The 18,875-nt window shown below is 61.9% G+C and carries 15 protein-coding genes; 4 read left to right on the plus strand and 11 right to left on the minus strand.

Annotation, left to right across the window (positions count from 1 at the left end; all coding sequences use genetic code 11):
* From ACCD00_RS20985 to ACCD00_RS21005, 5 genes are all read right to left on the minus strand, one after another.
* Positions 1-1,092, minus strand: a 1,092-nt coding sequence (locus ACCD00_RS20985; RefSeq protein ID WP_413427375.1) for a DUF2300 domain-containing protein, incomplete at its 3' end; no start/stop codon positions are given.
* Positions 1,093-1,108: 16 nt separating this feature from the next.
* On the minus strand, positions 1,109-5,674 hold the full coding sequence (locus ACCD00_RS20990; protein WP_413427355.1) for an alpha-2-macroglobulin family protein: 4,566 nt from the start codon (positions 5,672-5,674) through the stop codon (positions 1,109-1,111).
* Positions 5,671-6,309, minus strand: a complete 639-nt coding sequence (locus ACCD00_RS20995; protein WP_413427356.1) for a DUF1175 domain-containing protein — start codon at positions 6,307-6,309, stop codon at positions 5,671-5,673. Before ACCD00_RS20995 ends, ACCD00_RS20990 begins: the two co-directional genes overlap by 4 nt.
* Positions 6,306-8,018, minus strand: coding sequence for a DUF2138 domain-containing protein (locus ACCD00_RS21000; protein WP_413427357.1), 1,713 nt, complete (start codon positions 8,016-8,018; stop codon positions 6,306-6,308). The genes ACCD00_RS20995 and ACCD00_RS21000 overlap by 4 nt, the downstream gene beginning before the upstream one ends.
* Positions 8,019-8,057: 39 nt before the next feature.
* Complete coding sequence (locus tag ACCD00_RS21005; RefSeq protein ID WP_413427358.1) at positions 8,058-8,849, minus strand: YfaP family protein; 792 nt, start codon at positions 8,847-8,849, stop codon at positions 8,058-8,060.
* A 413-nt stretch (positions 8,850-9,262) separates the two neighbouring features.
* Here ACCD00_RS21005 and ACCD00_RS21010 point away from each other — a divergent pair, with 413 nt between their 5' ends.
* From ACCD00_RS21010 to ACCD00_RS21025, 4 genes are all read left to right on the plus strand, one after another.
* Positions 9,263-9,505: an exodeoxyribonuclease VII small subunit gene (locus ACCD00_RS21010; RefSeq protein WP_007970180.1), complete on the plus strand. Its 243-nt coding sequence runs from the start codon at positions 9,263-9,265 to the stop codon at positions 9,503-9,505.
* Entirely contained in the window at positions 9,502-10,389 is an 888-nt protein-coding gene (ispA, locus tag ACCD00_RS21015) for a (2E,6E)-farnesyl diphosphate synthase (RefSeq protein WP_413427359.1), read from the plus strand. The genes ACCD00_RS21010 and ispA overlap by 4 nt, the downstream gene beginning before the upstream one ends.
* Positions 10,390-10,480: 91 nt before the next feature.
* Positions 10,481-12,379, plus strand: a complete 1,899-nt coding sequence (gene dxs / locus ACCD00_RS21020; protein ID WP_413427360.1) for a 1-deoxy-D-xylulose-5-phosphate synthase — start codon at positions 10,481-10,483, stop codon at positions 12,377-12,379.
* A 157-nt stretch (positions 12,380-12,536) separates the two neighbouring features.
* Complete coding sequence (locus ACCD00_RS21025; protein WP_413427361.1) at positions 12,537-14,420, plus strand: TonB-dependent receptor domain-containing protein; 1,884 nt, start codon at positions 12,537-12,539, stop codon at positions 14,418-14,420.
* 108 nt (positions 14,421-14,528) lie between these two features.
* On the opposite strand, the gene ACCD00_RS21030 is transcribed toward ACCD00_RS21025, so the two are convergent.
* The 6 genes from ACCD00_RS21030 to thiL form a co-directional block, all read right to left on the minus strand.
* Positions 14,529-15,329 (minus strand): cobalamin-binding protein, encoded by an 801-nt coding sequence (locus tag ACCD00_RS21030; protein ID WP_413427362.1) that lies wholly within the window; start codon positions 15,327-15,329, stop codon positions 14,529-14,531.
* Positions 15,329-15,748 (minus strand): MFS transporter, encoded by a 420-nt coding sequence (locus ACCD00_RS21035; protein ID WP_413427363.1) that lies wholly within the window; start codon positions 15,746-15,748, stop codon positions 15,329-15,331. Before ACCD00_RS21035 ends, ACCD00_RS21030 begins: the two co-directional genes overlap by 1 nt.
* Entirely contained in the window at positions 15,745-16,362 is a 618-nt protein-coding gene (ribA, locus tag ACCD00_RS21040; protein WP_008018152.1) for a GTP cyclohydrolase II, read from the minus strand. Before ribA ends, ACCD00_RS21035 begins: the two co-directional genes overlap by 4 nt.
* A 251-nt stretch (positions 16,363-16,613) precedes the next feature.
* On the minus strand, positions 16,614-17,354 hold the full coding sequence (locus ACCD00_RS21045) for a substrate-binding periplasmic protein (protein ID WP_413427364.1): 741 nt from the start codon (positions 17,352-17,354) through the stop codon (positions 16,614-16,616).
* 51 nt (positions 17,355-17,405) lie between these two features.
* Positions 17,406-17,909: a phosphatidylglycerophosphatase A gene (locus ACCD00_RS21050; RefSeq protein ID WP_057400600.1), complete on the minus strand. Its 504-nt coding sequence runs from the start codon at positions 17,907-17,909 to the stop codon at positions 17,406-17,408.
* Positions 17,906-18,871 (minus strand): thiamine-phosphate kinase, encoded by a 966-nt coding sequence (gene thiL / locus ACCD00_RS21055; protein ID WP_413427365.1) that lies wholly within the window; start codon positions 18,869-18,871, stop codon positions 17,906-17,908. The genes ACCD00_RS21050 and thiL overlap by 4 nt, the downstream gene beginning before the upstream one ends.
* Positions 18,872-18,875: the final 4 nt, after the last annotated feature.

Raw genomic sequence — 18,875 nt, forward strand, 5'->3', positions numbered from 1 at the left:
ACGCGGCGCGACCCGCTGCCGGCTGCTGCTGTCGTCGATGCTCAGGCAGTCACCACGGCGCGTGGCGTTTTGCAGCAGGTACGTGCGGATGGCCACGGCCAGGGCTTTGGCGGCTTCGACCGGTTCGGCGCTGGCTTCGCGCTGGAGAACACGGGCAACGTACTCTTCGCGATCCAGGCGAGCCACGAGCTTGTCGTTCAGCAGAAACAGTTCGCCGTCGCTGTGGATATCCAGCGCATTACCGTTGGCGAATTCAACGCGGTAGTCGCCCTGCAACGCTCCGGAAGTCACCGCGGTGCCCTCCGAAAGCACGCGCCGAAGCGGGTAGCGGGAGAACAGGTCGACTTCTACGCATTTCCCTGCATCCGCAGGCCATGCAACAGGCATCGCCGTAGACAATGCCTGTGCGAAATCACGCAGTACCCGCTGACTGGTGCCCCGTCCTCCGGCCCAGACCGGAGTGCCATCCGCCACCCAACCGGCAAACCCGCCCTGGCGCGAGGTTGCATCCTGATCCGCCAACCAGCTCCAGGTCTTCACCCGCAGGCGGCTTCCGAGTTCGCCGACGACATGGCCATCAGCGGCATTAAGCACCACATCGAGCAACACACGCCGGGCTTGATCCTGTGCTGGCAGTACCGAAAGCACCTTCAACAACTCTGCCACTGAAACCCGAGTAGCAGGTTGCAGCTTAGGCAAGTCCAGCAACCATCGCGGCGCCTGCCGCGTCTGCCAATAGGCTCGCCAGTCGGCATCGCTGATGCCCAACCGCGCGGGTTCGAAATACAAACCGCATGACTTCACCAACGCCTGATCGCGCTCGATCCTGCCGCCTGCCGTGCAGCAATAAACCTCGTCCTTCGACTGGCCGCGACATTCATAAGGCGACTCGTGTGCACCGCTATCGACCAGCCAGGCGTAGACGAACAACTTCCACACGCTGCCCAGCGGCGTCTGCAACGTCTGCGGCAGCGGCTCGCGGCTGATCACCTGAGTTCGATTCAACGACAGCAAATCATCCTTGAAAGCCAGGCGCAGCGGTTCGTCCTGCGCTGTCGCCAGCGCAGGGATCAAACACAGCAGACAAGCCATCAGAAGCCTGTGCACGTCAGTGAACCGTGACCTGGCCAAGGGCTGGCTTTTGTTCCATCGCCTGATGCTGCGGCGCATACACTTGGGTGAATCGCACCGGCGGCAAGTTGAACTGCCCCTTCTGCGAGAATCGCACCAGATGCCGCAGACGCAATTCGCCACTCAAGGCGTCGACCGGAACGGCATAAGCCATTTGCCCCGGTTCGAACCGCGCCTTCTCCAGCGCTGTCGGCTCGGTGCCGGCCTTGCCCATGAGCTTGATGCCCCAGGTCGTGCGCTCGACATCCGCGCCCGGTGGCAACGGCACTTCCAGCAGGCCGTAGCGCAGCGGTCTGGTGGCTTTGCTGGTGACGATCACTTCGTCGAGATAAAGGTTATCGCTGGACAGCGGCGCGTTGCCGACCGCTTCGAGCTTGAAGGTGAAGGCTTCATCCCCCGGTACCAGACGCGACAGGCGACGGGTGATGGTCACGGCCATCGGATCGACCACAGGCTGCTGGCTCCGGTAGCTCAATGCTGCACGCAGCGGACGCTCTTGCGCGCCGGTCAGTGACAACACGTTCGGCAACTGTGCGCCTTGCCAAACCCAATAGGTCTCGCCGGTAGCGCCCTGTTCCGGCTTCCAGCCCTCGCCCGGTTTCAAAGCAACGGCCGGCGCGGCCTGCTCGATGCTGTGTTGTAGCCAGGTCAACGCCAACGCACGTTCCAGCGTGGATTGCTGCGGCAGCAAACGCTGCAGCAATGCCTGAACGTGAGCCTGATCGAAGGGTTGCAGCGACAGGTTCAGCGCTTCGGCAAACGGCTGGGAACTGACTGCCAGACGCTGTTGTGCGTCGGCCAGTTGCCGCTTGAAAGCGTCCGGCAGATTGACCTTCGACTGCTTGGCCAACGAGGCGGTCAAGACGCGTGCTGCGGCCAGGCCCAGCGCCGAATCCGGATCGCTCATGACGAGGCTGTCTTCGCCGTCCTCCAGCAGGTTGGCGGCATTACCCTCGCTGGCCTTCGCCAGATCGTCCATCAAACCGCTGAGCAAGGTGTTCACCGGCAATTGCATCTGTTTGGCAAACGACAGAATCAGCGCCCGCTGCAACAGCGGCGTGTTGTTCGCCTGTTTGGCGTAGACCTCCAGCACCCGCTGCCAATGCTCCGGCGGCAGGCTCAGTTCCAGCACCTGACTGGCGTGCCAGTCGGCGTAATAGGCGTAGGCGGTGAGGAACGCATCTGGCTCGCCGTCCATGCCCCACCAGGTGAAGCATGCCGAAGGGCCGGCCATTTGTATCAGGCGCAGGCGACTGTTTTGCATGATCAGGCGCAAGCGATCGCGGATCTGCGGATTCGTCGCCAGCGTCGGGTAGGCGATGCTCAACGGCAACAGGCGACTGGCCGTCTGCTCGACGCCCTCGTAGGGGTAGCTCAACAGGTCGTCGAGGGCAGAACGGAACAATGCTTGCGGACTGTCATCCAGACGCAGGCGAACATCACTGGCGTCTGCCGGCAACGTCAGCGGCGTATCGCCCCCGCCCACTTCGAGACTCTGCGATTGCGTCACTTGCCAGCCTTCACCGGTCGCGGTCAGGCGCACCGCCAGGGCATCAGCGGTTTTGCCGTCCTGCACCAGCTCGGCGCTCCACTCGCCATTCGCCAGCTCAAAGGCCGGCAACGGGATGTAGTTGATGCCGCTGTTCAAGGTCAATGGCACGCGCTGCTCGTTGCCGGCGTAATGCGTCACCAGTTCGGCCTTGACCGGTTTCTCGGTCTGGCTGAAAGCAAATACGCCAAGGTCCGGTTTGTCGCCGGCGCGGAATCGGCTCGGCCCGCTCCACTTCAGGTACAGCGGTTTTTCCGAGCGGACGAATTGCTTCTTCTGCCCGACCTGACCGTCATCGGCGATGGCCCTGGCGGTGATGCGCCAGCGGGTCAGGGAGTCGGGCATCTTGAAGGTGAAGCGGGTTTTGCCGTTGGCATCGGTCAGCAATTCAGGCTGCCACGCAGCCGTGTCGACGTCCTCGCGACGCGGCCGCTCCAGCACCTTCACGCCGCGCTCGCTGCGATTGGCCTTGCCCGGTGCACCGGGGCTGCCCGGCAAGGCGACGTCATAACTGATGAACGACAGACTGGCGCTGGTGCGCACGTTGTTACGCCGTGGGTGATAGAAGAACTGGTCGATGCTCGGCGCGACTTCAGGTTGCAGGGCGTAGACCATTTCATCGACGACGCTGACCGTCAGGTGCGCGGGCATCGGCTTGCCGGCGAACCGGGTGGTCAGGTCCACCGAGACGGTTTCACCCGGCTGGTAGGTTTCCTTATCAGTGGCGATGGCCACGTCGATCTGTGGCGTGATCACCTTGATGCCGGCGTTCTGGAAACTGTACTGGCCGCCCTTGGTGTACAGCACCGAGAAGGTCAGGTTCGGTGCGAAACCGTCCTTCACCGGGATGCGCGCGCGGTATTGGGTATCGCTGAGTTTTTCCATCTTCAGCCAGTCGCCGCCCCTGGACAGCAACGCGGTCGCCTCGACCTTGTCGCGCTCCAGTGACAGCAAGGCATCGCTGACCGGTTCCGGGAAAGTGATCAACGCCAGCGCTTCATCGCCGGCCTGGTACTCGGGTTTGTCGAGGACGATTTCCACCGTGCCGGGTACGGCCTTGACACCTTCGCCGGTGACCGAATGCCCGGTGGCGCCGACCACACGACCGTGCTCATCCTTGAGCATCAGGTTGTAGGTGCCCGGCCGGTCAAAGGCCAGGGTGAAACCTTTGTCGGTTGCCGCGAGTTTGCCTTCGCCGGTGCTCTGGTCCTCCAGGCGCACCCAGCCGTAACTGCCAGGCGCAACGGCTTCGACCTGCTCGCCTTCGCGGGTATAGCTGAAGGCTACCTTGTCACCCACCGCGCTGAAGCGCCGGGGCGCACTCAAGCGGAAATTGGCCGCACCGCGATCGATGAGGATTTCCTTGGTGGTCTTGACCCGATACGCCGCGCCGTCGCTGGCAAACACCGTGAGCATGTAGCGACTCGGTTTATCGGCGGCCGGCAAATCGAGGGACGCGTTGCCCTTGGCATCGGTGGTCAATTCGGTACTGGTCAGCTCCACCGGAAATTGCCCGAGGTATTGCAGTTCGTTATCGACCATCGACAGCTGTTGGGCGCGCAGGCTCAGGTTCAATTTCGCATTGGCCACCGGTTTTCCGTCCGGGTACAGCAGCACCAGGCTGCCCTTGACCGGTTCGCCGGTACGGTAATCCTGTTTGGCCAGATTGAGCGAAATCTCGAAGTGCGGCTTGATGTATTCGGCGACGCGGAAGGCGCTGCTGTAGGCCTGATCCCTGTAGTTGAAACGCAGTTCATAACCACCGGCCACGGCGTTGTCCGGCAACTGGAAACGGCCCTGGGTGCCGGCCCTGGAATCGAGCTTCAAATCGAGGGATTGCAGCGCCGTGCCAGTCGCATCGAGCACGGTCACGTTGACGTCGGCAGCGGTTGGCTGCACCGAGTCCCGCGCGTTCTTGAATTCACGTCCGACGATTTTCAGCGACACCCAATCCCCCGGCCGATACAACGGCCGGTCGGTGAAGGCATAGAGTTTGGTGTCGTAGATTTCGCTGTCGTAGTAGAAATTTTCGGAGACGAACACCCCGCCCTCTTCGTCCTCGCCGATCACGAACGAACGCTCGGGGCTGACGTGTTTCAGGCGCAGCAAGCCGTCGCTATCCGTGGCGCCGCTGCTCATCACGCCGAGGCCATCGGTCCACAACACATTGACCTTCGGCACCGAACTCCCTTCGTGTTTGCGCGCAGCCCACACCAGCAATTCGTCACCGGCAATCTTGCTCACCGCCACGGTGTTGGAGACGAACACCATGGTCGTCGCGCGGTACTTGCCGATCAGCGCTTCCACCAGATACAGACCCGGTTTGAGATTGCCCAACGGGATGTACACGTTGCCCGGCGCGACACTGACGAACTCACTGGAAGAACCGGCCAGGTTCACCCCGGCAGGTGGCTGGATCGGCTTGGCCTGCCACAGCGGATAACGGAACTGGCTGACCACCGGCAAACCCGGTATCAGCGCGAATTGCGGCTGTGCATCGTAGGGCGTTGGCGCGGCCATCGCATTGCCCATCTTCAGTTCCGGCACTTGCTCGGTGACTTGTTTACGCGACTCGTATGAAAACGCCCGCTGCATCACCCGACGGGATTTGCGATACCAGTTGTCCCACAGGTAAGCGAGGGTGTTGGACAGACCTTCACCCTTGAACTGGCCATCACTGACCACCCGATGCAGGTTCTTCTGGCGCTTGAGGAAATCCAGCGGCTTGTCGATGCGATACACGCGAATGTCGGCGCCGCCGTAGGGTTCCATGCGAAACCGGCGATAGTCGCGACCCGGCGCTTCGAGGCGCACCATCGCCTGTTCGTCGCTGGCAAAACTGCTGTCGGCCAGCAGGAAAAAACTCTCGCCGGCCACCGGTGTATAACCGCTAGGCGCAACGGAATCATCCGCACGGACCGCCGACACGGACAAAAACAGGACTAGCAGCAACGGCAATTTCGAGCACAGGCGCAGCATGCGGGCTCCGTTCATTGGGAGAGAAAATTCAGTCGATAGATGCCGATGAAGTTGGGGTTGGCTGCGTCGGGTATCCATCGGGTGTCCTTCCATGTCATGAGTTGCTGCAGGCTTGCCGAACGCATGCCGTTGTCGGTGGGAGTGGTGGTGCCGGTGTGATAGGCGATGTAACGGCCCATCCAGATCATCAGGTGCTTGTCGTCGCCCTGATCGAAAAACATCAGGTCGCCAGGGCGCGCTTGAGCCACATCACGGCTGACCAGATGGCTGTTGAACTGGATCAATTTGATCGCATTGACGTACGGCCCGACCTTGCCGCCGCCCTGCTGCCATTGCTGGGCGAGACCGCGCTGGGCATCGCTCAACTGCAGCTCCGGCGGCAGGTAGCGATTGGACAGGCCATTGCTGCGCAGCCATTTGTCGTCATGCACTTTCAGCGCTTCGTTAGCCGCGAAGCGCACCAGCCCGGCGCAGTCTTGCTGATACCAGCGCGGGCTCGGGCCCTGGCTCAGTTGCTCCTGGGCGATGCGCACGAACCAGGCGCGAAATACCTGGGATTGCTGTGGGTCGAGCGGTGGTGTCTCGACGGCTCGGGCGCCCGCGCTCAGCAATAACGCCAGCAGGCCGAGACTGCGGATCAATGCCGTCACAGGGCTTTCCACTCCAGCGGCAGCCACTGCCAATGGCCGTCGGGCTCGCTGCCTTCGGGCAAGGTCAGGGCGTATTTGCCGTAACCGCCGAGCTTGCGCAGTTTCGGGATCAGGTAAGTTTGCGCAGCGTTGTAGAACACCGGTTCCATGTCCTGGGGCAGGCTGTCGAGGGTTTCCTGCTGCATCAGTTGCGCCATGGAGTCCGGGCCGAAATACACCGGCATCAGCAGGTCTTTGGGCACCACGTCGGCCATCGGCGGGAAGCGTTTGTCGAGGGTACCGAGGGCCTTGTCCACCAGCTTGTCGTCGAGGGAAAACAGCAACGTTGAACCGTGGCGCGCCAGGCTCACTTTCATGAACGCCTTGCCGGTGATGGCGTCGGGGTTTTCGGCCTCTTTGGCCGCATAGGGACCGAAGCTGGAGCTGACCTGGCGTTGCCACTGGCGACTCTGGCCTGCCTGTTTTTCCACCACCGGGAAGGCACCGTCTTCGACGTTGTTCTCGTAGGCACCGACCATCGAGCCGAACAGGTTGCCCAAATCCCCATCGAGTTTGCCGCTGTCGTCAGCGTTGAGGCTGGCCACCAGCAAAGGCGTGTACAACCGTGAATCGGCATACCAGCACAGGCCCGCCGCACCGGCCATGTGTTCTGTCAGCGCCTGGGCTACCTTCTCCTCGGCACCGAGTTTCACCAGCAGCGGTTTCTGTTGTTCGGCCGCCAGCGGCAACGCCACGCAAGCGCTGGCCCCCATGGGCATGGCTTGCCAGATCGGTTTGAAATCGAAGTCCGGCTGATTCTCCAGTTCATCCATGGCCAGAAAACTGTGCCAGCCCTTGTCGTCCATGTCGAAGCGCAGGCCGGCAAAGTTCGGGATAAAACGCTGGTAACCCATGGCCAGCACGCTGGCATTCACCGACAGGCGCTGTTTCACTTGCGGTTCACGAGGCGCCAGGCCGAAGGCTTCGGGAAACAGTTTTTCGCCATTGAGCAGCGCAGCAATGGCCGTGGTCGACACGCTACCCGGTTCCTCCATTGCACCGCTTTGCGGATCGTAGAGTTTCGCCGGATTGGACAGCACCACCAGTTTGTCGCCATGGGATGCGAACAGCAGCGCCTTGCTGGCGTTGTAGTTGAGTTGATAGAGCGCCACGCCTTCGATGCCGACCTTCAGGTCAGCGACTTTGCTCAGCTGCGAGTCGTCCAGCGCGACTTTGGCCAGCGGCTCCAGCACCTTGGCCAGCCCGCCGCGATCCATCACCAGCAGGAAATCCTTGAGCCGCCCATCCGCCCCGCGCCACAACGCTACGTCGGCAGGCTGATCGAACAGCTGCTCGATCAAGGTGTCCTGCAGTTTCAGGTCGTGTTCGTAGATGATCCGCCGCAGGCTGCCGATCAACCCCAGACGATCGGCGTGGGTTTCGTAATAGAAGACAAAATCTTCGGTCAGGGTTTCCTTGAGGAACGGCACTGCCAGCAGGTCCTTGGGCAATTGGCTCAAGGAATGGGTTTCCAGCAAGCCATCAGGGCGACTCATACCCAGCTTGTCACTGGCCAACGCAGGCGCCGGGGCCTTGGGCTTGTGCATGAACCACCCGATCCCACCGGCCACGACTACGACCAGGCATAACCCGATCAGCAGCGTCGGCCAATGCACAGAAGATTTGGCCGCGGGGGCGCCAGCGGCTGGGGTAACAGTGCTATCACTCATGTTCACAAAACCCGATGTTCATCCGTGGAGCGGGGATGCTTAGTAGTTGAAAGTCTTGACCAGCAGCAGGTCGCCGATTGCGCGCAGGGGCACGATGAATGTCTCGCGCTTTTCATCGACGGTGTTTTCGTTGAGCACCAGATTGATCTGCGAGGTAATCACCTCGTTCTGGTTGCTGGCCTCATCGAAGTTATAGCCGCCGCTGCCGAAGTTGCCCCAATAGTTCACGTAAACCAGATAGGTGCCATGCAGCGGTGCGGTCATGGTGAACATTTCCGGACCCGGGCCATCGACGCCGTCAGGGTCGAGGCCGCCACCATTGGTCAAGGCCGGGTGCGCCCAGAAGGCATGCTGGCCATCGGGCGTGACGATGTGCAGGTCGAGTTCGGCCTTCGGATCGTCCCAACCCAGCACCACGCGAATCTTTGCCGGCGTGCGCAGGTTGTTGGCTTCGTAAAACTGAACGCGCTTGAGGGACTGGCCTTCGGCGCTGCGGACTTCAACGCTGTTGGAACCGGCACCAAACGCATAGGGCCGGGCAAAACGCCCTTGCTCGTCGGTATAGAGATTCAGCGGATTGCCGTTGACCGCCAACGTGTGCGGCCCGCGCTGAGTGCCGATGGCCTTGAGTCGGCCCTCGATCATCGTGCGATTGCGCTGCACGCCCCGGTCGATCGGCGGCGTGGGGTAGGCGACTTGCGGGTTTTCGCTACGGTCCAACAGACCGTTGAAACGCCAGCCGCCCACCGGTTCCGATAGCTCGGCATTCGGCGCGGCCAAAATCACCGGCGCGGTTGCCAACCCGATCAGCAGCAAAAGAAATGAGCGCATGTGACGCCTCCTGCCATGCATGACGAAACCTTGCGCCTGATCCTGGGCGCATTACAGATGGGGATACTGCGTTTCGTCTGAAAGACCCGTGTCTTGCCGAGTCGAATATGATGCGAAGGTTAGACGTGCAGGTGTTTTTTAACAATCGGACGCATCTGGATTTGCGGGAGAAATCACAGCGCTGGGTGGACGATGAACCGAAATGCATCTGCCACCCTGTAGGAGCGAGCTTGCTCGCGATGAACGCAAGCACACCGCGTCAAATCAGACAGTACGCGTCATCGTTAACGACCATCGCGAGCAGGCTCGCTCCTACAGGGAGTTGAGCCAAACAGCCGATCCCCTCTCATTTGCCCATAAACCCCCTATCTGCTAGTGTCGCGCCGGTTTAACGTCAACCGGAAATCGCCGCCATGGCCCGCAAAAAAGCTGCACTGGATTTCGAACAGTCCCTCGCCGACCTGCAAACGCTGGTAGAGCGTCTGGAGAATGGCGAATTGTCGCTGGAGGACTCGCTGGCCGCTTTCGAGCAAGGCATTGGCCTGACCCGCGATTGCCAGGCGGCGCTGGCCCAGGCCGAACAAAAGGTTCAGGTGCTGCTCGAGCGTGATGGCGAGTTGGCCGAGGAACCCTTCGACGCGGATCAGCCAGAATGATTGCAGCGTACTCCGCCACCAGCCAGGCCCGCGTCAACGCAGCGCTGGAAACCCTGTTCACCGCACCGAGCCCCGAGCTGGCGCGGCTGTACGAAGCCATGCGCTACAGCGTGATGAATGGCGGCAAACGCGTGCGGCCACTGCTGGCCTATGCCGCGTGCGAAGCGTTGGGCAGCAAGGCCGAGCAAGCCAACGGTGCGGCCTGTGCGGTGGAATTGATCCACGCTTATTCGCTGGTGCATGACGATTTGCCGGCGATGGACGATGACGATCTGCGCCGCGGCCAGCCGACCACCCACAAGAAATTCGATGAAGCCTGCGCGATCCTCGCCGGCGACGGCTTGCAGAGCCTGGCCTTCAGCGCCCTGCTCGACCCACGTCTGAGCGCGTCGGATGCCGAAATCCGCCTGCAAATGGTCAGCGCCCTGGCACTGGCGGCAGGCCCGGCGGGCATGGTCGGCGGTCAGGCCATCGACCTCGGTTCGGTCGGTCTGAAGCTTGATCAGAAAGCCCTCGAGTACATGCACCGGCACAAGACCGGCGCATTGATCGAGGTCAGCGTCAAACTCGGCGCCCTGGCCAGCGGCCGTGCCGAGAAAGACGAACTCAAGTCCCTGCAGGCTTATGCACAGGCCATCGGCCTGGCATTCCAGGTGCAGGACGACATTCTCGACGTCGAAAGCGATACCGAGACCCTCGGCAAACGCCAGGGCGCCGACATTGCCCGGGACAAGCCGACTTACCCGGCCCTGCTCGGTCTGGACGCCGCCAAGGCCTATGCCCTGGAACTGCGCGACCAGGCCCTGCACGCCCTGCGACCGTTTGACGCAGCCGCCGAGCCGTTGCGTGATCTGGCCCGGTATATCGTCGATCGCCGCAGCTGACGGCGAATCCGTCAAAAAAGACCAACGCGTGGGCAGGGGACGATGCATCAGGTAAACTGCCGCATCTTTTATACCTATAACGATTCGCCTGATGCCCACGACGTTTCATGAGATTCCCCGCAAGCGCCCGACCACGCCCCTGCTCGACCGCGCGAACACGCCGGACGGCCTGCGCCGGTTAGGCGAAGCCGAGCTGGAAACCCTGGCCGATGAGTTGCGCCTGGAATTGCTCTACACGGTCGGCCAGACCGGTGGGCATTTCGGTGCAGGCCTGGGCGTCATCGAGCTGACCATCGCGCTGCATTACGTGTTCGACACCCCGGACGACCGGCTGGTGTGGGACGTGGGTCATCAGGCTTATCCGCACAAGATCCTCACCGGTCGCCGCGAACGCATGGCCACCCTGCGCCAGAAGGACGGCGTCGCGGCGTTCCCGCGCCGATCCGAGAGCGAGTACGACACCTTTGGCGTCGGCCACTCCAGCACGTCGATCAGTGCCGCGCTGGGCATGGCGATTGCCGCCCGCCTGCAAAACAGTGATCGCAAGGCCATCGCGGTGATCGGCGACGGTGCGTTGACCGCGGGCATGGCGTTCGAGGCACTGAACCATGCGCCGGAAGTGGACGCCAACATGCTGGTGATCCTCAACGACAACGACATGTCGATCTCGCGCAACGTCGGTGGCCTGTCGAACTATCTGGCGAAGATCCTTTCCAGCCGCACCTACGCGAGCATGCGCGAAGGCAGCAAGAAAGTGCTGTCGCGCCTGCCCGGCGCCTGGGAAATCGCCCGTCGCACCGAGGAATATGCCAAGGGCATGCTGGTTCCCGGCACCCTGTTCGAAGAGCTGGGCTGGAACTACATCGGCCCGATCGATGGCCACGACCTGCCGACCCTGATCGCCACCTTGCGCAACATGCGCGATCTGAAAGGTCCGCAGTTCCTGCACATCGTCACCAAGAAAGGCAAAGGTTTCGCCCCGGCGGAAGTCGACCCGATCGGTTACCACGCCATCACCAAGCTCGAACCGCTGGACGCCCCGGCTGCCGCGCCGAAAAAGGCCAGTGGGCCGAAATATTCCGGTGTGTTCGGCGAATGGTTGTGCGACATGGCGGCTGCCGATCCGCGTCTGGTCGGGATTACCCCGGCGATGAAGGAAGGCTCGGATCTGGTCGCGTTCAGCGAACGCTTCCCGCTGCGTTACTTCGACGTGGCCATTGCCGAGCAGCACGCCGTCACCCTCGCGGCCGGCATGGCCTGCGAAGGCGCCAAACCCGTGGTAGCGATTTATTCGACTTTCCTGCAGCGCGGCTACGACCAGTTGGTGCATGACGTCGCCGTGCAGAACCTCGACGTACTGTTCGCCATCGACCGCGCAGGCCTGGTGGGCGAAGACGGTCCGACCCACGCCGGCAGTTTCGATCTTTCGTACTTGCGCTGCATCCCCGGCATGCTGGTGATGACCCCGAGCGATGAAAACGAGCTGCGCAAAATGCTCTCCACCGGTCACCTGTATGAAGGCCCGGCGGCCGTGCGTTATCCACGCGGTAATGGCCCGAACGCGACCATCGAGAAAGACCTCGAACCGATCGAGATCGGCAAAGGCGTAGTCCGCCGCCAGGGCAGCAAAGTCGCCCTGCTGGTGTTCGGCGTGCAACTGGCCGAAGCCCTGAAAGTCGCAGAGACGCTGGACGCGACCGTGGTCGACATGCGTTTTGTCAAACCGCTGGATGAAGCGCTGGTTCGCGAAATCGCCGGCAGCCATGAGCTACTGGTCACTGTCGAGGAAAACGCGATCATGGGCGGCGCTGGCGGCGCTGTCAGCGAATTCCTCGCCCGTGAAAACATCCTCAAGTCGGTGCTGCACCTGGGCTTGCCGGACATTTACGTCGAACACGCCAAGCCTGCGCAAATGCTGGCCGAGTGCGGGCTGGACGAGGCCGGGATCGAAGCGTCCATTCGCGAGCGCCTGCAACTGCTCAACCGCTAAACACACTCTCCCTGTGGGAGCGGGCTTGCCCGCGAAGAGGCCGGTATATCCAACATCAATGTTGGCTGTGCCGACGCCTTCGCGGGCAAGCCCGCTCCCACAGTGTTTTGTGGGTCCCTCAAAATTGCCTTTGCCTCAAAGCACCATCGGACTACCAATGAAGTTTGCCCGCCTCGCCCTGCCCCTGTTCCTGCTGCCCACCACCGACACACTCGCCGAAACCTTCGAACGCGACCAGGCCCTGAAGCTGCCCGACGTGCTGATCAGCGCCAACCGCCAGGTCGAAGCACGCAACGACAGCAGTGCCGCCAACACCGTTTTCACCCGCGAAGACATTGATCGCCTGCAGCCCGATAGCGTCACTGATCTGTTGCGTCGGGTGCCTGGCGTGCAGGTCTCGCAGACCGGCGGACGCGGCAGTCTTCCGGGGGTCTACATTCGCGGCACCCAGTCGGCCCAGAGCCTGGTGCTGGTGGATGGCCAGCGCATCGGCAGTTCGACCTCCGGCGACAGCAACCTGCAACACATCAACATCGAGCAGGTCGAGCGCGTGGAAGTGCTGCGTGGCTCCCGTTCGGTGATTTATGGCAGCGATGCGATTGGCGGGGTAATCCAGATCTTCACCCGCCGTGGCGGCGAACAGGGCCTGCAACCTCGACTGCACATTGGGTTTGGCAGCCACCAGACGTGGGAGCGCAGCCTTGGCCTGTCCGGTGGGGATGAGCGAACCCGCTTCAACCTCGGCGCCAGCCTCGACGAAACCGCCGGGATCAATCGCACCCACGAGTCATTCCCTAGCGACGGCGACCATGACGAATACCGCAACAAGTCGCTCAGCCTGAGCTTGAGCCACGCTCTCAGCGATGACATCGAGATCGGCGCCAACGTGCTGGATAACCGTGGCAAGAGCGAGTTCGACAACCCGTTCGGCCGCTTCGACATGAGTACGTTCGAGTCGGTCCCGCAACAGCCCTACAGCGAGTTCGACGTGAGCAGCGTCAGCAGCTATGTCGATGCGCGGATCAACGACCGCTGGAAAACCCGCATAGATGTCGGCCACAGTGAAAACCGCGAGAAGACCCTCGACAAACTCAGCGATGAACGCACGGTGTTCAACACCTATCGCGACTCGGTGACCTGGCAGAACGACCTGACGCTCAACGAGCGCAACAGCCTGATGCTCGGCGGCGACTGGTATGAAGACCGGATCAACAGCAGCACGGCATTCGACGAAGACAGTCGCTGGAACCGTGCCGCGTTTATCCAGCATCGCTTTCAGGCGGACAGTTTTTCCACGGAGTTGGGCCTGCGTCACGACGATAACCAGCAGTTCGGCGGCCAGAATACCTGGAGTGGCACCTTCACTCTGCCGCTGACCCAGGACAACGAAGTGCTGCTGACCTACAGCGAAGGCTTCCGCGCGCCGACGTTCAACGATCTGTACTACCCCGGCTTCAGCAACCCGGACCTGAAGCCTGAAACCTCGAAAAGCTATGAGCTGCAGTGGCGCAGCCAATTGACCGAGAGCAGTCGCCTGGAGACGTCGCTGTATCGCACCGACCTTGAAGACGCGATCATCTTCGGCAGCAACTCGCGCCCCGAGAACGTTGCCTCGGCGCGAATCAACGGCTTCGAAGCCGCGCTGAAGCAGGAACTGTTCGACTGGCAGAGCAATCTCGGCGTGGCGATCATCGACCCGCGTGACCGCGACACCGGACATACCCTGGCCCGTCGTGCGCGGCGCACTTTGAGCTGGGATCTGGACCGCCAGTTCGATCGACTGGGCCTCGGCGCCAGTTGGCAAGCGGTCAGCAGCAGCTATGACGACTTGAACAATCAACAGCCGCTCGGCGGCTATGCCTTGCTGGGACTGCGCAGCAGTTGGGAACTCAGTCGTGAAATCAGGCTGGCGCTGAAGGTCGATAACCTGCTGGACAAGGGTTACAGCCGGGCGTTGTACCGCCACCAGGGTAGCCAGTTCGGGTATCGCGAGGAAGGTCGGGCGTGGATGTTCGGGGTGACGTGGACACCGGAGATCTGATCCAAAATTTATGGCGCCTGGACCGGCCTCTTCGCGGGCAAGCCCGCTCCTACAGGGTTAGCGCGATCCTGTGGGAGCGGGCTTGCTCGCGAAGCAGACAACTCGGTATCAGCGGTCGGGCGCGATCAACTGGCAAAGCTTTGCAGTGGCCTCGATCATCTGCCCACTCGGCCGCTCCAACCCCTTGTCCACCACCAGGCGCAATTGTCCGTTCGCCACCGCCGCCACCTGTGGCCAGGCTTTCCACGCATCAAGCTGCGTCTGTTCGCTGGCCAGAATCACCTCGGGATTACGCTGCAACACAGCTTCCACACTGACTTGCGGTGCCGGCAGTTTCAGGTCGGCAAACACGTTCCGGGCACCGCAGACCTCCAGCGCATCGCTGATGATCTGCTCGCCGCCCACCGTATACAGCGGCCGATCCCAGACCTGATAGAACACGCGTAACGGCTTATCCCGTCGGTAGCGCTGACGCAGCTCACCCAGTCGTTGGCGCAAATCGCTGGCCAATGAAATTCCGCGTTCAGGCCGGCCGAGCTGAGCGGCAATGGCCTCGATCTGCGCGGTGAGCTGGTCCAGGCTGTGGGGTTCGGCGACGTAGGTGGGAATACTCAGGCGCTTGAGCTGGTCGCGCTGGGCGGGGCCGACGCTGCCGGGCCATAGCAGCAACAGATCGGGGTTCAGGCTGAGCAAGCGCTCCACGTCCAACTGGCCATAGCGGCCAACGGAGGGCAGGTTCTTGAGTTCGGCAGGTCGCTCACCGGCGTCCAGCACTCCGACCAGAAGGTCGGCAGAACCCAGCTCAACGACGATTTCAGAGAGCGACGGTGCCAGGCTGACAACCCGCTCGAGCGCAATGGCCGAGCTGCTGGCGGCCAGCAGCAAAACCGCCAGCCAGAGCGCGCGCATCAACCGAGTTGACGCGGAATACGGTAGAGGTAGAACAGCACCGCGGTCGACAGCGCCAGCAGCATCAGCGGCACTGCCTCAAGACCGACGAACACCGCCAGGGCAGCAATCCAGGCCGGCAGGCCGGCGGCGAGGAATGCCGTGCGCCGCTTGGCCGCCAGACTGATCCAGGCGCCAGGTTCTTCAGGGGTATCGAGGGCTTTCTGAGTGGCGATCAGCGCGTGCTTGTAAGCGCCGAAAAACTTCAGGCTGACAAACATCGAGGCAACTCCGGCGATGAACAACGGCATCGCCAGCACCGGCAGGATGGCTTCGCTCTGGCCGAACAGCGCGTTGATCACCAACAGCGGCATCAAGGCCAGTGCCAGGTACTGCCACCAGCTGACGGACAGTCGCCGCCGAACCTGACCGCGGGTCACGCCCGGTCTACCTCGCCCTGATGCTCGTTGCCCATCATGTGATCGAGCTTGCTGGCCTTGGTCGCCAGGTAGAGTCGGTTATGCGGGTTGTGGCCCGTGTGCAGCGGCACGCGCTCGGCGACCACGATACCCATGTCGGTCAAGGCTTTGACCTTGCGCGGGTTGTTGGTCATCAGGCGCAATGACTTCACGCCCAGGTGCTCCAGCATCGGCAGGCACATGGCATAGTCACGCTGGTCAGCGGCAAAGCCCAGACGCTCGTTGGCTTCGACGGTATCGGCGCCACCGTCCTGCAGCTCATAGGCGCGGATCTTGTTCAGCAGGCCAATGCCACGGCCTTCCTGACGCAAGTACAGCAACACGCCACGACCTTCACGGGCAATCGCCTGCAAGGCAGCTTCCAGTTGCGAGCCGCAGTCGCAACGCTGGCTGAACAAGGCATCGCCGGTCAGGCATTCGGAGTGCAACCGGCCGAGTACCGGGGCACCGTCGGCGAAATCACCCAGGCTCAGCACAACGTGCTCGCGGCCGGAGGCTTCATCGAGAAAGCCGTGCATGGTGAATTGCGCAAAAGGCGTTGGCAGCTTGGAAGCGGCGACAAAAACGACAGGCACCGGTGTGCTCCTGATCTAAAAGTCTGAAGATTCGCAGAGCCGGCATTGTAACAGCAGGTTCCGGGCGACGCTTAGGCTGAATTATCGGCGATAACTATCAAAAAGTTTGATATCCGGGCTGACACTGTCCTCTGTGGGAGCGGGCTTGCTCGCGAAGGCGTCGTATCAGTCGACATCGATTTTGTATGACACAACGCTTTCGCGAGCAAGCCCGCTCCCACAGGGACCAATCACCAAGCTCGAGATCGCGATCAATTCGAATCAAACGGATAAGGCTGTTTCCAGCGCTCGAAGATCGGTTTCAGTTCGCCGCTTTTCACCAACTGCTCCATGCGCTGGTCGAACAGGGCCATTAACGTGCGCGCCTTCGGGGTCTTGGCGAAACACAGGTACAGCGGCAATTCTGCGATATGGGTGCGCCGCAGCTGGGACGGATCCTTGGCGCGGTTGATGACATCATCGACTTCGGTCAGGGCATCGATATAGAAATCAGCGCGATTGTGGGTCAGCATCGACACGATGCCGGTACGCCGCATCACTTCGTCGAAGTGGCGCACATTGGGCAAGTAATGCTGGTAATCGTAGCCACGGACCCAGGCCAGTCGATAATTGCCCAGGGTTTCCAGGGTGGGTACCGGACCGCTGGCCAGGCCCAAGGCATAGATGTGATCGGTGTCGAAGTTCCAATGAGGATAGAGCACATCCTCGGATTCATCACGGTAGGAGCCTACGCAGGCATCGACTTCGCCACGTTTGGCCAGGCCCAGCGAACGCACGTAGGGCTCGCTGCGGATGTCGACCTTGACGCCCACCGGTTCGAAGACTTGCCGTAGCACGTCCCAACCCAGTCCATGACCGTCAGCAGCGGTGTAGTCCTCCCAGTCTTCGCTGGCCAGGTGAATCACTGACGGCGGCGTAGCACCCCCTCCTCCCGCCTGGGCAAAAGAGCAAAACATCGCCAACGCCATCACCATCAAACCGCGTAAAGCCATCCCTGCTACCCCCGATTAACCGCTCTCCTGATAACGCGTGGAAATCCGCGGTCAGGCGAAAAACCACACCAGTCCCTGCATCGCCAGCCAGGCGAACACTCCGGCCAGGACATCATCGAGCATGATGCCAACGCCGCCATGTACATGCCGGTCAATCCAGCGAATCGGCCACGGCTTGAGGATGTCGAAGAAGCGGAACATCAAGAAGCCCGCCAGCAACCACTGCCAACCTTCCGGCACCAGCCACAGGGTGATCCACATCCCGACCATTTCGTCCCAGACGATGCCTTCGTGGTCGTGCACCCGCAAATCGTCGGCCACTTTGCCGCACAACCAGAAGCCGAACAGCATGGTGATGCCCAGCATCAGCCAGTAACCCCAATCGGGCAGCATCTGCCACAACGGGATAAAGGGCAGCGCAACCAACGACCCCCAAGTGCCCGGTGCCTTTGGCAAGGTGCCCGAGCCGAAGCCGAACGCCAGGAAATGCCACGGATTACGCCAGACCGACGGCGGAACGTGTTCTGCCGGGACCTGTTTGGGGTGATCTGTCACGGTGACTCCCGAAAATGTTGATAACCCCGGGTTTGCGGGGTGATGTCTTTGCCATCGGCGTCCAGCAGCCTCACGCCCTGCCCCGTCACAACCTGCCCAATCACATGAATCGGCCAGCCGTCGGCAAGCAATAGCGGTAACTCGACGGACGGCAAGGTGAAGACCAGGACGTAATCGTCGCCGCCACTCAGGGCCGCAACCTGTGCGTCCGATTGACCGAGAAAATCGACCAGGCTCTGCGACAGCGGCAATCGATCCCGCTCGACTTCGATACCGACCTTCGAGGCCAGCGCGATATGCCCGCAATCAGCGAGCAGACCATCGGAGATATCCATTGCCGAAGTGGCCTTGCCACGCAACGCCTGACCCAAGCCGAGCTGCGGTTGCGGCGACCAGTAATGCGCCAGCAACGGCTCGGCAATGCTCGCTTCGACCGTGCGCTGGCCGAGCACCAATGGCAAGGCACCGGCGGCATTGCCCAGCTCGCCGCCCACACACAGCAGATCGCCCGGTTGCGCACCGCTGCGGGTCAGCGCCAGACCGGCCGGCACGCGTCCGAACACGGTCATGGTCAGGCTCAGCGGCCCACGGGTCGTGTCGCCACCCACCAGCGCCACGCCACAACTTTGCGCCATCCGGTTCAAACCACGGGCATAGGCTTGCAGCCAATCGGCGGTCACCGTCGGCAAGGTCAGGGCAAGGGTAAAGGCAACGGGGGTGGCGCCCATGGCAGCCAGGTCGCTGACGGCCACAGCCAGCGAGCGCTGACCGAGCAGAAACGGATCGCACGGATCGGCAAAATGCACGCCGGCCACGAGGGTGTCGGTAGAAATCGCCAACTGCTCCCCGGGAGGAACAGCCAGCAAGGCGCAGTCATCGCCAATCCCGAGGGCAACGCCTTCGCCGCCCTGCGCACAAGGCGCGGCGGCAAAGAAATTGCGGATCAGCTCAAACTCGCCCATGGCT

It is taken from the genome of Pseudomonas sp. Pseusp3, from assembly GCF_047304225.1.
In the GTDB taxonomy this organism is placed as follows: Bacteria; Pseudomonadota; Gammaproteobacteria; order Pseudomonadales; family Pseudomonadaceae; genus Aquipseudomonas; species Aquipseudomonas fluorescens_CD.

What these genes read in the sequence shown, in the direction of transcription:
- ACCD00_RS21030 (WP_413427362.1), bottom strand. Translation starts at nt 15,329, where the DNA reads ATGCGCGCGCTCTGGCTGGCGGTTTTGCTGCTGGCCGCCAGCAGCTCG.
- ACCD00_RS21045 (WP_413427364.1), bottom strand. Translation starts at nt 17,354, where the DNA reads ATGGCTTTACGCGGTTTGATGGTGATGGCGTTGGCGATGTTTTGCTCT.
- ACCD00_RS21025 (WP_413427361.1), top strand. Translation starts at nt 12,537, where the DNA reads ATGAAGTTTGCCCGCCTCGCCCTGCCCCTGTTCCTGCTGCCCACCACC.
- ACCD00_RS21010 (WP_007970180.1), top strand. Translation starts at nt 9,263, where the DNA reads ATGGCCCGCAAAAAAGCTGCACTGGATTTCGAACAGTCCCTCGCCGAC.
- ispA (WP_413427359.1), top strand. Translation starts at nt 9,502, where the DNA reads ATGATTGCAGCGTACTCCGCCACCAGCCAGGCCCGCGTCAACGCAGCG.
- ACCD00_RS21000 (WP_413427357.1), bottom strand. Translation starts at nt 8,018, where the DNA reads ATGAGTGATAGCACTGTTACCCCAGCCGCTGGCGCCCCCGCGGCCAAA.
- ACCD00_RS21005 (WP_413427358.1), bottom strand. Translation starts at nt 8,849, where the DNA reads ATGCGCTCATTTCTTTTGCTGCTGATCGGGTTGGCAACCGCGCCGGTG.
- dxs (WP_413427360.1), top strand. Translation starts at nt 10,481, where the DNA reads ATGCCCACGACGTTTCATGAGATTCCCCGCAAGCGCCCGACCACGCCC.
- thiL (WP_413427365.1), bottom strand. Translation starts at nt 18,871, where the DNA reads ATGGGCGAGTTTGAGCTGATCCGCAATTTCTTTGCCGCCGCGCCTTGT.
- ACCD00_RS20990 (WP_413427355.1), bottom strand. Translation starts at nt 5,674, where the DNA reads ATGAACGGAGCCCGCATGCTGCGCCTGTGCTCGAAATTGCCGTTGCTG.